We start from the raw sequence: 13,018 nt of genomic DNA on the forward strand, positions 1-13,018 counted from the left end.
ATTTGCGCCCATATAAAAAGGTCAGCGTGGATAGCTGACCTTCTTGATACTCTCTAAAGACAAGCTAATAAATACCTTAGCCTTTATTATATTCACACAAACTATAGAGTCAACCAATCGCGTGGTTTTAGATAAAAATCGGTCAATGCAAACTCAGGCGAGCCTTCAGTCGGCTCAAAGCGATAATGCCAGCTGGCAAGCGGCGGCATACTGACTAAGATGGACTCGATACGACCATTGCTTTGTAGCCCAAATAGCGTGCCGCGGTCATAAACAAGGTTGTACTCAACATAGCGACCACGGCGATAGAGCTGAAATTCGCGCTGTGCCTCGGTATAAGGGGCATCTTTACGCTGCTCAAAGATGGGCATGATACCGTCAAGATAACCGTTGCCGACCGCCTTCATAAAGTTAAAGCAGGTCTCAAAATCCCAGCCGCGACTTTCTGTATTGACATCATCATAAAACAAGCCACCGATACCGCGCTGCTCATCACGATGACGTAGGTGAAAATACTCATCACACCATTGCTTGAAATCAGGGTAGACGCTGTCACCAAAAGGCGCGCACAGATCATGACAGACTTGATGCCAATGCACGCAATCAGCGAGTACGGGATAAAACGGCGTCAAATCAAAACCACCACCAAACCACCAAATAGGGTCTTCGCCCTCAGCTTCAGCAACGAACAAACGCACATTGGCATGGCTGGTTGGGACGTTCGGGTTTTTGGGATGGACAACCAATGAGACACCCATGGCTTGGGCTTTACGACCAGCGATATGGGGATGGCGTGCAGTGGCTGAAGCAGGCAAGTTATGCACGTGAATATGACTGAACATCACACCTGCTTTTTCAATCACCTCACCATCTGCTAGGACACACGAGCGACCACCGCCGCCTTCAGGACGTTCCCAGTCATCAGGGACAAAGGTTGCATTGCCGCCACCATCGCGTTCTTGCGCTTCTAAGGCTTGACAGATACGAGCCTGCAAATCGACCAAAAACTCACGCACACGCATGATGTCGTTATTGGCTGGCACTGTTAAGTCTGTCGCTGATAGCTCTGTCTTATTATCTGTATTTGAAATACTCATAAAATATCTATTTATTTAGTGTATTGATGTCTACTTATTAAGATGTAACGCGGTATTGAAATCTTTATCTAATAAATGACCCATGCGGTCGCGCTTGGTCGCTAAATATTCAGCATTCATATCATTCACCCCAACCAATAAAGGCACGCGTTCCACGACATTAATACCGTGCTCGGTTAGATAAGCCACTTTGTCTGGATTGTTAGTGATGAGTCTGACGGCGTCAACACCGATATGAGCGAGCATCGGGCCGCACATATCATAAATGCGCGCATCAGCAGGTAAGCCCAACATGAGGTTGGCATCTAAAGTATCATGACCTTGGTCTTGCAGGGCGTAAGCGCGAATCTTATTGGTCAGACCAATACCGCGACCTTCTTGGCGCAAGTATAATATAGCCCCGCAGCCAGTCTCTTGTATTGCTTGCATCGCCGTGTTGAGCTGCGGCCCACAGTCACATTTTAATGAGCTAAAAGCATCGCCCGTCAAGCATTCTGAATGAATACGAATCAATGGAATGGTTCTTTCTGCTCGCGTGGCGTCCGTTTGACTCGGTGAGTTGTCCGCCGTATGTTGATCGACGACAGGCAGACCGACAGTCAGCATCACATGCTCTTGACCTTCGTCGTTTTCAAAGATATGAATATCAAACTCGCCGTGACGAGTAGGTAGTTTGGCACTGGTAATAAATTGATATGACATTAATGTCCTGCATAAGCCGATAAGCGTGGCGGTAGAGGGTCTTTTTTAACCATATTAAAACAGCGATGACATCCTAGCTGCATGATGAAAGTAGGATAATGCCAGTATAATTCATTCGTAAAGAGTGCATGCTGATTGTCTTTATTATAAAAACACACAAAGTTCACAAACGACGCACGATGATTAAAGCGACAATTAAAAATAAATGCTATTATGCCATACTATTTTGACGGATACAGTGACAAGTCTTTGCCCTTACATTACTATGTCGTCACTAACATCCGATATTGATACACAATAATAAGGCATAATATTATCCCTTGTTATGAAAGCGCCAAAGCAAAGCTCTATCGCTGTCTATGACGGCAGCGTATGTGCTATTCGGCGCAGCCTCTATATGTTTATATAAAGACATAAAGGCTGCCTGAATAAATTTATGAACAGTTATATGGTCGATTACACCAATAATGGTGTAGATATTATTGACGTCACTTAGGTAGCATTATGCACTAAGAGGCTGTCTTGTCAGCAGATTGGTAGGTATCGTACGGTTTATGCAGCAGTCACCTCATTCCCCACAGTCTCAGTCCGTATCTATGCCAGCTGTCGATTCTGCTGCCCAGCTGTCGAATTTACAGCAGACTTATACTGTGATTCCACGCGTCCGTCCTGATACGCCTTTGCTGGATAGCATTGCAGCGCCAGCTGATCTTAATGCCCTGACAACCGCTCAACTTATCACCTTGGCTGATGAGCTGCGGCTATTTCTATTGTATTCAGCAGGTCAAAGCGGTGGACATTTTGGTGCTAATTTGGGCGTGGTTGAATTGACCATTGCGCTGCATTACCTACTAGATACGCCGCAAGATCAAATCGTTTGGGACGTGGGTCATCAAGCCTATGCCCATAAAGTCTTGACGGGTCGCCGTGACCAGTTGGCGACGATTCGCTCGAAAGATGGTTTGACTGCTTTTCCTGAGCGTGCAGAATCCGTTTACGATACCTTTGGCGTTGGTCATTCATCGACGTCAATCTCAGCTGGTCTAGGCATGAGCTTAGCACTGCGCTATCAAGGTCGCGCGCAAACTGTTGCTTGTATCATTGGTGATGGTGCAATGACCGGCGGTATGGCGTTTGAAGCGATGAATGATGCGGTGCAACAAGATGCGGATTTATTGGTCATTTTAAATGACAATGACATGTCGATCTCTTGTTCTATCGGTGGTTTTTCACGGCATTTAGCGATGCTGTGGGAGTCAGGGTATCAGGTTGATATCTCTGATGCAGGCGAGCCAGTACTATGCCAGCGCCCTGATATGCAAGGCTTTGATCGCCGTAAGCGTCACAAAGAGATGCGTGATGTGCCGCAGTTAGAAGACAATTTATTTAAAGCGATTGGTTTTACCTACTTTGGTCCGTTTGATGGACACAATATCCCTGAGCTACTGCGGGTATTGTCACTTGCCAAGCAGATAAAAGGGCCTGTTTTAGTCCATATTTATACCACCAAAGGCAAAGGTTTTGCCCCAGCTGAGTTAGATCCCGTCGGCTATCATGCTATCAGCAAGCTCCCTGTCGAAATCAAGACTGATGCTCAGGCTGTCGCCACAGAAAAATCACTGCCCAACACCAAACCTGCGTTAAAATACTCGCAAGTATTTGGGCAATTCTTATGTGATAAGGCTGCTGAAGACGATAAACTGCTTGCTGTCACACCTGCTATGGAAGAAGGCTCGGGGATGATTGATTTTGCCCGTCAATTTCCGGAGCGGTTTTTTGATGTAGCCATCGCTGAGCAACATGCAGTCACACTGGCTGCTGGTATGGCAACCCAAGGCGTCAAACCGATTGTGGCGATTTATTCGACGTTTTTGCAACGTGGCTATGATCAGCTGATTCATGATGTGGCTTTGCAAAACCTTGATGTGATGTTTGCTATTGATCGTGCTGGCCTAGTCGGTGAAGATGGTGCAACGCATGCCGGCGTATTCGATTTTGCCTTTTTACGCTGCGTGCCCAATATGCTGATCGCCGCGCCAAAAGATGAAAACGAATGCTACCATTTGCTCAATACGTGCTATGAATATCAAGGCTGCACGGCAGTACGCTATCCGCGTGGTGTCGGTACTGGCGCAGTTATCGCATCGCCAGCACAGACTTATAACGTTGGCGAGGCAGTGATAGAGTCGGTATTAGGTAGTGAGGATGCGCCTAAAAAGCTGGCGCTACTCGTATTTGGTACCATGGTTGCGACGGCTCAGCAAGCGGCAGAAAGCTTAATTGACAATGATATAGAATCAGATTGTCAGGTACATGTCATTAATATGCGCTGGGTAAAACCTTTAGACACGGCATTATTAGAAAAGTTGTTAGAGCAAGGTATTACACACATTGCGACTTTGGAAGAGCACATGATTATGGGCGGCGCGGGCAGTGCAGTAAATGAGTATTTGCTTAACGAATCACCAGCCTTTAAAGATAACCGTCCTGCCGTTATTAATATCGGCATTCCAGATCGCTTTGTCGCCCATGGCTCACAAGCAGAGCAAATGGCTGATTGTGGTTTAGATGTTAATGGTGTGGTAAGGCAGCTTGAACAGTTGCTGTTGTAAGTTTAAGTTATACCTTTGAACGTTTTTAAAGTTTTTATCTGTCATTTGGACAGAGTATTGGTTAAATAGATAAAAGCTCGATCGATAGCGCGAACGCCTACTTAGTCGTAGGTGCTGACTTTTTTACAACTTACGCAGTTTGTGATGACCACCAAAATTTGGGTTGGTTTGGCGAACGTCATGGTTTTTTTCGTTTTTTATCGAACAATTTTAGTATAATGCGATCATCGCTTTCAAATGGCGCATTTTTTTAATTGTATAAATACAGTGTGATGCAGCGGCTGATTGGCATGTTGTGGGCACAGAGTTCGTCTTATTTTTGACATTCATTCATCAAGCAAATAGGTTATTTATGGAACCCATGGTCGTCATCGCAGCACGTACTGCTGAAAAAGTTGGTAAAGAGATTTTATATGCGCATCAAAACCGCCATAAAATTGAATTGGATATTGAGTCAAAAGGGCTTGATGGATTGGTTACGCGTATTGATCGCTTTAGCGAAGAGCTGACGATTGAAACCCTAAAAGCCAGCTATCCAAATCACTCGTACTTGGGTGAAGAGTTTGGTATGCAAGAAGGTCGCGGTGAAGATGCAGACTGGTGCTGGATTATTGATCCGCTAGATGGTACCAAAAACTTCGTCCATGGTGTGCCGCAGTTTTGTGTGTCTATCGCCGTGCAGCATAAAGGCGTGACCCAACATGGTGTTATCTATGACCCTGTCCGTGATGAGATGTTCTCTGCTAGCCGTGGTAAAGGCGCGCGCTTGAACAATCGCCGCATGCAAGTGAGCGAGCGCAAAACCATTGATGGTGGTCTATTTACCACTGGTCATCCGCTTGAGCGTAAACGCAATGGCGAAATCATCTCTTATGCCAAGCAGCATTTTGAGAGCTTGCAAAAGATCTCTGAAGCAGGCGGTCAAGTTCGTCGTTTAGGCTCAGCTGCGCTTGATTTATGTTATGTCGCTGCTGGTCGTTTTGACGGTTATTTTGAGATGTCAATTAAGCCTTGGGATATTGCTGCCGGTGAGCTTATCGTGACCGAAGCACGTGGCGTGGTGGTTGACCATACAGGCGCACACAACTCAATGACTTCAGGCTCTATTTTCGCCTGTAACATTAAGTTATTGAAGCCATTGATGCAAGTGGTTGTCCCAACGTGGGGTGATGCATTTTAAGCACCACTTAAGCATAATTATTAAGACAACTTAAAACAAAAAAGCTGGTTCCATTATGGAGCCAGCTTTTTTGTTTTCCCTTTATTCTTATAGCCACTTTTGTCTTCAACCGTAATGCCTTGGAACTTAAGCGCTTTACTGGTGGTTTCCAACAGTTGTAACTCTTCTTCAATAAGCGTCAGCATTTCTTGCACATGCGGCAGTGCTTTACTACAAGCCGTAATCCCAAATTCAATCTTATCTAGATAACTAGCAAGGGTGATATTCATTGCTTGACCATTGAAGACAATAGATGCAGGGTACAACGATTGTAAACGTGCACCATTCCAATATAGTGGTTTTTCAGAACCAGGCACATTAGAGATAATCAGGTTAAACGCCTGCTTTTTGGGAAATAGACTGGTCGCTAAGTTGATACCTTCCCAAGCATAGGCAATCACGCTGTAGTTAATCACTTGGGCTTGATTCATGCGTCGAAAGCGGCGTTTGCCGTTATTCATACTGCGATGAATCAGTTTGATTCGGCTCAAAGGATCATCTAAATGCGTGCCCAAATTGGCCAGTACAAAGGATAATTGATTGCCTGCCACACTGTCATCCGTACGCAGCGACATCGGTACAAAAGCAATGAGCGGCTTGCTAGGCAGCGCATCCATGGATATCAGGTAACGACGAATGGCACCCGCACATACCGCCAGCACCACATCGTTTTTACTGATATTTAGTCGCTCAGCAATATCGTTAAAACGCTGAATATCATAAGACTGCGCGGCTATACGCCGTGATGCTGAGATACGTTTATTAAGCACACTCATCGGCGCATCAAAAGTACCGACATAACTGTCATCACCATAATTTTTCAAATTATCCAGCAGTTCGGTAAATACAGGTTTAATGGTAGATATTTGCTCTTTAATGATGCGTAATGCGGAGCGCTCTTTGGGTAAAATCGCATCGACTTGATTGCGATGGCGTGCCATTAATGACCAAATCGGTAGCGTTACTGGCTCAGTGGGCGATTGCGATAATGATTTTTTGACAAGGCGCATGGCAGCAATGCCATCAACCAATGAATGGTGAATTTTGAAATATAGGGCAAAACGCTCAGGGTCGCCTTCATTTTCTGGTTGAATACCTTCAATCACGTGACATTCCCACAATGGCATGGCACGATCCAACAGCCGACCATGCTCTCTTGAAACATACATCAACAATTCGCGAACCCGTGCAGGCTTTGGTAAGGCAACATGATGCAGGTGATGCTCAACATCAAAATGCTTGTCCTTTTTCCAAAAAGCCAAATGCTCAAGCACTTGGTTAAAAGGAAAGGTAGGCGACACATCAGAATCTTGCATTTGTTTGACCAATTGGCAAACAAAACCGCTACCCGCATTCTCTGGCAATTCGAATAGGAATAAACCTCCAACATGCATGGGCTGTTTACGCGACTCAAGAAGTAAAAACAACTGGTCGACTGCTGTGAGAAGCCGCATAATAAATCCTTTTATGACGATAAGTTGAGTAAAAGTTACTTCTTTTATTATTATTTCATAGCTGACTTTTTATTAAATACTATCAATTTAATAATGGTCATTAAATTTAAAAACTATTGAAAAAAGTATCCTGTTTGTGGTGAGCTGGCAGTCGCCATTTTACGCATTGGCATACGACCCGCCAAAAACGCCGCGCGCCCTGCCCAGATGGCATGCTTCATGGCATGAGCCATCATGACTGGGTTTTGCGCATTGGCAATCGCCGAATTCATCAGGACGCCATCACAGCCAAGCTCCATAGCCAGCGCTGCATCAGAGGCCGTGCCAACGCCTGCATCAACCAATACCGGTACTTTGGCATTCTCGATAATAAGACTGAGGGTGTGACGATTCAGCAAACCAAGACCTGAACCAATCAAGCTACCAAGTGGCATAATTGCCACACAGCCCATACTTTCTAATTCTTGAGCGACGATAGGGTCGTCTGAGGTATAAACCATCACTTCAAAGCCGTCATCAATCAATACTTGGGCAGCTTTTAGCGTTTCTATCACATTCGGATAGAGGGTTTTTTCATCGCCCAATACTTCAAGCTTAACCAGATTATGCCCGCCTAACAACTCGCGAGCAAGCTTACAGGTACGAATGGCAGTCTCGGCATCGAAACAACCAGCAGTGTTGGGTAAGATGGTGTATTTATCGGGGGAAATCACATCAAGTAGATTGGGCTCATTGCTGTTTTGACCAATATTGGTACGACGAATAGCAACGGTGACAATCTCTGCTGCCGACGCGCCAATGGCGGCGCCCGTTTCAGTCATATCCTTATACTTGCCCGTACCGACCAACAGGCGAGAAGAAAAAGTACGACTCCCGACCGTAAAAGTGTCTTGTAAAAGGGGCGTCGGATGAGTAGCAGTGCTTGTGTTCTCTGACATAACTGAAAATCCTAATGGCGAGTAAAACAAAATGCTATTATAACAAAATCATGCAATCTTACTTGCAGTCTTTTTTGGTTTAGCCAGTTAAGCATAATACGTTTGCCACGCTTTGACACGAGTTTCTTTCTGAGTTTATCTTTATTTATCAGGTCGCTTTTATGATGCAACTGCCGTACAGTTTTGCGAAACGCCATCAAATTTTGGCCATACTTGCCATTGATCCTGAGCTGCCAGCGACTTTGGTGCTGACCAAAGCCACGCCATTATCAGCGATTAATGAGGCAGTGCGATTTTTACAGCAGCAAGGTGTACGCGGTGTGCCCACTTATGAAAGCATCAGCGCCGATGACTTTGAAAAGCGCATGAACGCCGCTTATGCAGGCAATACTGGTGAGTCGCAGCATATTGCCGCTGGGCTCGAAGACCATCCTGATCTTGATAGTTTGGCAGATAGTGTCCCTGAAACTGAAGATTTGATGGATCAACAAGATGATGCGCCTATTATTCGTCTCATCAATGCATTGTTGTCCGAAGCCATACGTTTAAATGCCTCAGATATCCATATTGAAACCTTTGAAAAACGCTTGGTCGTTCGCTTTCGTGTTGACGGTGAATTAAAAGAAATTATCACGCCAAAACGCCAATTAGCGCCATTATTGGTGTCGCGTATCAAAGTCATGGCCAAGCTCGATATCGCCGAAAAGCGTGTGCCACAAGATGGACGTATCAGCTTGCGCTTGGCAGGTCGTGAGGTTGATGTGCGGGTATCGACATTGCCATCAAGCTTTGGTGAACGCGTGGTCATGCGTCTATTAGATAAGCAAGCAGGTCGCCTGAATATGACGTATTTAGGGCTGTCTGATAACGATTATAGTGAGCTAAAACGCTTGATTCATCGCCCACACGGCATTATTTTGGTGACAGGGCCGACAGGTTCAGGGAAAACCACGACGCTATATTCAGCATTGACCGACCTCAATGACCAAACCCGCAATATCTTGACCGCTGAAGATCCGATTGAGTTTCAGCTCGATGGCATTGGGCAAACGCAGGTCAATAATAAAGTCGATATGACCTTTGCCAAAAGTTTACGTGCGATGTTACGTCAAGATCCAGACGTGGTGATGGTTGGTGAGATTCGCGATTTAGAAACGGCAGAGATTGCCGTACAAGCGTCGCTTACTGGACATTTGGTTTTATCAACTTTACACACCAACACCGCCATTGGTGCCGTCACGCGTCTGCAAGATATGGGTGTTGAGCCATTTTTATTATCGTCATCACTGATTGGAGTCGTCGCCCAGCGCTTGGTGCGTACATTATGTACACATTGTCATGGTTGGCAAGTGGCTGATAGCGAACAGGCTAAATTATTCACTGAGATTGGTATTGTGCCAGTTTCAGAGAATGGCGCTAAAGTTTTGACAAATAAACCTATCAATTTACCCAAGCCAGTTGGCTGCGATAAATGCAATCAATCAGGATTTAAAGGGCGGACGGCAATATATGAAGTGGTGCCAGTTGATGATACCTTGCGCCGTATGATTCATAGTAATACCGCTGAGTATGAGCTAGAAGAGTACGCACGTCAGCAGACACCGTCGATTCGTGCGGATGGCCTACATAAAGTTATTGAGGGTCGTACGACGCTAGAGGAGGTGCTACGCGTGACGAAAGAGAGCGCCTTAGTTGATGACACGATACTTGTATAGAATGCCTAGAGTGAATAATTGTTTTATCTATCTTAGACAATGGGTATGTATAGCAAATAAAAAATAACTGGCTATGGCAGCCAGTTATTTGATGGTCATCCTTTACTGCTTTCACTGCTTCAGGGTTTTTAACACTTAAGTGCTTTTAATCATTTAACGTGTGATATCGTTATTATTTTGCAGCGATGCATTCAACTTCAACACTGGCACCTGCCGCCAATTCAGCGACGCCAAACGCTGAACGTACTGGATAAGGTTTGGCCAATTCTGCTTTATAGACTTTATTAAAATAGTCAAAGTCATCCATGTCTGTCAGCATCGCCATACATTTGACGATGTCTGATTTTTGATAACCGTACTTTAACAAGGTTGCACTAATATTATCCAGTGCTTGCTTGGTTTCGGCTTTGACACCACCTTTGACCAATTTGCCATCTTTAAAACCAATTTGTCCAGACATGTATAGCGTATCGCCCACACGTACGGCTTCTGAAAAAGGATAATTGCCACCATCACCAAGGAACACAGGGCTAGATTTAGTGATGTTTGCAGTATTTGAGGTTGGGGCAGCATTCGCTGTCATAGCAAGCCCTAGTGAGCACGCGCCCACTATTAACGCCTTAGTTAGGTTGGCGGTCAATTTATGGGTAATCTTGGACATCGTTGTCTCCTTATTATAAGTTTTTTTCACAATTTTTTTAAATTCACTATACAAGTTTAACAAACATAATGTCTCATCACACTAGATGACACATTATGTCTTACTTATGCTTAACCAGTTATTGGTCGTTTTGCTCAGGTTCGACTTCTGTTTTAGATTCAGTGTCAGCTTCTAGCGGCTTTTCGCTGGTCTTGCCTTGACGGCGGGCTTCTAATTCAGACTTAGGAATCCAAGCCCATGTCATCTTAACCACGATAGGGTCACGATCACTGTCAGATTCACGGTCATGAATGACGCACGGAATTACCATTTCGCCTTTTGGTGTATTTAGGATATCTAAGCGCTGCTCATCCGATAAAGACGCCACTGCTGCAATTTGACCTTTTTTAATCGGGCGATAAAAATTAACCGAGTACGATTTAATCAATAGTACGCGGTCAGAGGGTAGGTTTAAACCCAGAATAAAACCGGTTGCTGTTTCGGCAAGTAAGGTAATGGCGACCGCATGAATAGAGCCAATATGATTTTGCACTGCTTTGGTGTTGTTTAAGCTCACCACGACTTGGTTGGGTTCGACCGTTTCATAATAGACGCCCGTTGTGCCCACATATGGCACCACTTTACCAAAGGCTTTGGATAAAATGCTCGAGCGTGCGCTGGCAGGTAAGTATTTGGTAACAGATAACAGTTTGGTGAATTGATTGCTGATGGGCTTGAGCGTGCTGTTGGGTTTTTCGACGGGCGATCTTGTGCTGTCAGAGGTTTTGGCTGGCAATTTATTGGTTAGCTTGCTAGGGAGTTTTTTTAATAATCCTGACATACAAAATTCCTTAATGTAGATAGATTAGATGACGCTTTGAGTGTTACATATTTCATCATAGCAGCTGATAGGATGCCTATTGTGTAAGCTGCTATGTTCACTATGGTACATTAACCGCCGTCTGCCTACTATTATTAGCATGAACTGCTGCGCTTATAAAATAGGGCTAACGTAATGATACTCTAGATGCTAGGAATACTATCGCTCAAAGCACTATCGTATCACTCAGATGCTTTCATAAACAGTGCTGCTGGATGCCATAAAGACAGCCACGCTATAATGATGACATTTTAGCGTATCTTATTGATTATTTCCTTTTTCTATGCTGGATGAAGCTATGCCTGACACGTCAATTCATGCGCCGACCAATATCATTTATACAGGCGTTGCTGGTACGGGGAAAACCTATCGACTGTTACAAATTGCTAAGCGATATACCGACTATCTGCCGAGAGCCGATGAGGCAGATATGTTGGGGCAGCTATTGCAAGAGCTTAGCTGGCGTGAAATCGTATGCTTGGTACTTTTGGATTTCCAATCTAAACACCAAGACTTGGTAAAAGTGCCTGAAATCGTCAATCATGCGTTCTTTGTCGCGAAAGCGGCGCAGAATGCACGCGAAAAAAACTTAAGCAATACGGCTTGGTCTGTCCTTCAAATGCATAGCCCTACCAATTCAAAAACTGTGACTTATAAAAACCGTGCCAGCCAAGCCTATTTTGATAAAGATGAGGGTGGTGCGTGGTATTTGCTGCCAGAAAGCTTTGAGTTATTAACAGAGCTATCGCAGCAACTTGCCGAATTTCAGCAAGCGCAGCGTGATAACAGTGTCAACCAAAGCCAAGCAAACCCAAATAAAGGTTTTAGCCAGCAGCGTTTTACCATGGTCAGCTTCCATCAAGCGTATGGCTATGAAGAGTTTGTCGAAGGCATTCGTCCTGTCATGGCAGCGTCTAATCATACAATGAATAGCTCATCTCAAATGAATTACGCCATTCAGGATGGTGCATTCTTAAAATTGTGTCAACGGGCAGCAAATGATCCAGAGCAGTGTTATGCCATTTTAATTGATGAGATCAATCGCGCCAACGTGTCACGAGTATTTGGCGAGCTACTCAGTCTAATTGAGCCAGACAAACGGGCTGGCATGGCAAACGCGATGACTGTTCATTTGGCCTATTCTGGACGGGCTTTTAGCATCCCTGCCAACATCGATATTTATGCCACGATGAACACCCAAGATCACTCGTTAGCACCACTTGATATGGCATTACGTCGGCGCTTTCGTTTTATCGAATGTCCACCGCAACCAGAATTATTACCTATTATTCATGTACCCCAAAACTCAGAAACTGACAGTCCAGCAACGGTAGATTTGGCAAAGCTCTTAGCTGGTTTGAATAATCGCATCACGCAAACATTGGGAATGGAAGCGCAGTTGGGTCATGCTTTTTTATGGTCAGTGACGGATCTGGGACAATTGCAAGCGGTGTTGGTCGAACAAATCATTCCGCAGTTAATGCAAGCGACGGGTGGGCAAGAGGGTACTTTGCAATATATCTTTAGAGACGAGCAGCAGCCACTGCGAGCGCAGTTTATTCATGATAGCCATGCATCGATCAATAATAGTGTGAATGACCAAGTGAATGCTAATAGTCAAAATCCGCTGTTTACTGGTCAAAACGCATTTTTCGGTCAGTCTATGAGCACAGCTGGCTATAGGATAAATACCGACCTCATCGCAAGGGTAGGCGAGTTTGCCAAACCCACTGTCTATCAACGTTTATATCCATAAAGGTG

Annotated in this window: 10 protein-coding genes; 4 read left to right on the top strand and 6 right to left on the bottom strand. The window is 44.8% G+C overall.

Annotated features, from left to right (window positions below):
- Window positions 1-101: 101 nt before the first annotated feature.
- A complete protein-coding gene (hemF, locus tag JMY05_RS12585) occupies window positions 102-1,097 on the bottom strand; it encodes an oxygen-dependent coproporphyrinogen oxidase (protein WP_045443411.1) in 996 nt (331 codons plus the stop codon).
- 30 nt (window positions 1,098-1,127) lie between these two features.
- Window positions 1,128-1,799, bottom strand: a complete 672-nt coding sequence (ribA, locus tag JMY05_RS12590; RefSeq protein WP_045443414.1) for a GTP cyclohydrolase II — start codon at window positions 1,797-1,799, stop codon at window positions 1,128-1,130.
- A gap of 554 nt (window positions 1,800-2,353) precedes the next feature.
- Here ribA and dxs point away from each other — a divergent pair.
- Together dxs and JMY05_RS12600 are read left to right on the top strand one after the other, a co-directional pair.
- A complete protein-coding gene (dxs, locus tag JMY05_RS12595) occupies window positions 2,354-4,411 on the top strand; it encodes a 1-deoxy-D-xylulose-5-phosphate synthase (RefSeq protein ID WP_087945524.1) in 2,058 nt (685 codons plus the stop codon).
- 352 nt (window positions 4,412-4,763) lie between these two features.
- Window positions 4,764-5,591: an inositol monophosphatase family protein gene (locus JMY05_RS12600; RefSeq protein WP_045443417.1), complete on the top strand. Its 828-nt coding sequence runs from the start codon at window positions 4,764-4,766 to the stop codon at window positions 5,589-5,591.
- Window positions 5,592-5,644: 53 nt separating this feature from the next.
- Here the strand turns inward: JMY05_RS12600 and JMY05_RS12605 are convergent, their stop codons facing one another.
- Both JMY05_RS12605 and JMY05_RS12610 read right to left on the bottom strand, forming a co-directional pair.
- Window positions 5,645-7,084: a WS/DGAT/MGAT family O-acyltransferase gene (locus JMY05_RS12605; protein ID WP_201615244.1), complete on the bottom strand. Its 1,440-nt coding sequence runs from the start codon at window positions 7,082-7,084 to the stop codon at window positions 5,645-5,647.
- A 113-nt stretch (window positions 7,085-7,197) separates the two neighbouring features.
- Entirely contained in the window at window positions 7,198-8,022 is an 825-nt protein-coding gene (locus JMY05_RS12610; RefSeq protein WP_201615245.1) for a thiazole synthase, read from the bottom strand.
- A 161-nt stretch (window positions 8,023-8,183) separates the two neighbouring features.
- On the opposite strand from JMY05_RS12610, the gene gspE reads away from it, so the two are divergent.
- A complete protein-coding gene (gene gspE, locus JMY05_RS12615; RefSeq protein WP_201615246.1) occupies window positions 8,184-9,737 on the top strand; it encodes a type II secretion system ATPase GspE in 1,554 nt (517 codons plus the stop codon).
- Window positions 9,738-9,909: 172 nt separating this feature from the next.
- Here the strand turns inward: gspE and JMY05_RS12620 are convergent, their stop codons facing one another.
- Together JMY05_RS12620 and JMY05_RS12625 are read right to left on the bottom strand one after the other, a co-directional pair.
- The gene (locus JMY05_RS12620) at window positions 9,910-10,398 is read right to left on the bottom strand and encodes a RidA family protein (protein ID WP_045443420.1); all 489 of its coding nucleotides are present in this window, start codon (window positions 10,396-10,398) and stop codon (window positions 9,910-9,912) included.
- A gap of 118 nt (window positions 10,399-10,516) precedes the next feature.
- Entirely contained in the window at window positions 10,517-11,218 is a 702-nt protein-coding gene (locus JMY05_RS12625; RefSeq protein WP_201615247.1) for a DUF4442 domain-containing protein, read from the bottom strand.
- Window positions 11,219-11,555: 337 nt separating this feature from the next.
- Between JMY05_RS12625 and JMY05_RS12630 the strand changes: the two genes are divergently transcribed.
- Entirely contained in the window at window positions 11,556-13,013 is a 1,458-nt protein-coding gene (locus tag JMY05_RS12630; protein ID WP_201615248.1) for an McrB family protein, read from the top strand.
- Window positions 13,014-13,018: the final 5 nt, after the last annotated feature.

It is taken from the genome of Psychrobacter sp. JCM 18902, assembly GCF_904846615.1.
In the GTDB taxonomy this organism is placed as follows: Bacteria; Pseudomonadota; Gammaproteobacteria; order Pseudomonadales; family Moraxellaceae; genus Psychrobacter.

Bases quoted from the DNA above. Each gene is read 5' to 3' on its own strand.
- gspE (WP_201615246.1), top strand. From the start codon at position 8,184: ATGATGCAACTGCCGTACAGTTTTGCGAAACGCCATCAAATTTTGGCC.
- ribA (WP_045443414.1), bottom strand. From the start codon at position 1,799: ATGTCATATCAATTTATTACCAGTGCCAAACTACCTACTCGTCACGGC.
- JMY05_RS12600 (WP_045443417.1), top strand. From the start codon at position 4,764: ATGGAACCCATGGTCGTCATCGCAGCACGTACTGCTGAAAAAGTTGGT.
- JMY05_RS12630 (WP_201615248.1), top strand. From the start codon at position 11,556: ATGCCTGACACGTCAATTCATGCGCCGACCAATATCATTTATACAGGC.
- hemF (WP_045443411.1), bottom strand. From the start codon at position 1,097: ATGAGTATTTCAAATACAGATAATAAGACAGAGCTATCAGCGACAGAC.
- JMY05_RS12625 (WP_201615247.1), bottom strand. From the start codon at position 11,218: ATGTCAGGATTATTAAAAAAACTCCCTAGCAAGCTAACCAATAAATTG.
- dxs (WP_087945524.1), top strand. From the start codon at position 2,354: ATGCAGCAGTCACCTCATTCCCCACAGTCTCAGTCCGTATCTATGCCA.
- JMY05_RS12620 (WP_045443420.1), bottom strand. From the start codon at position 10,398: ATGTCCAAGATTACCCATAAATTGACCGCCAACCTAACTAAGGCGTTA.
- JMY05_RS12610 (WP_201615245.1), bottom strand. From the start codon at position 8,022: ATGTCAGAGAACACAAGCACTGCTACTCATCCGACGCCCCTTTTACAA.
- JMY05_RS12605 (WP_201615244.1), bottom strand. From the start codon at position 7,084: ATGCGGCTTCTCACAGCAGTCGACCAGTTGTTTTTACTTCTTGAGTCG.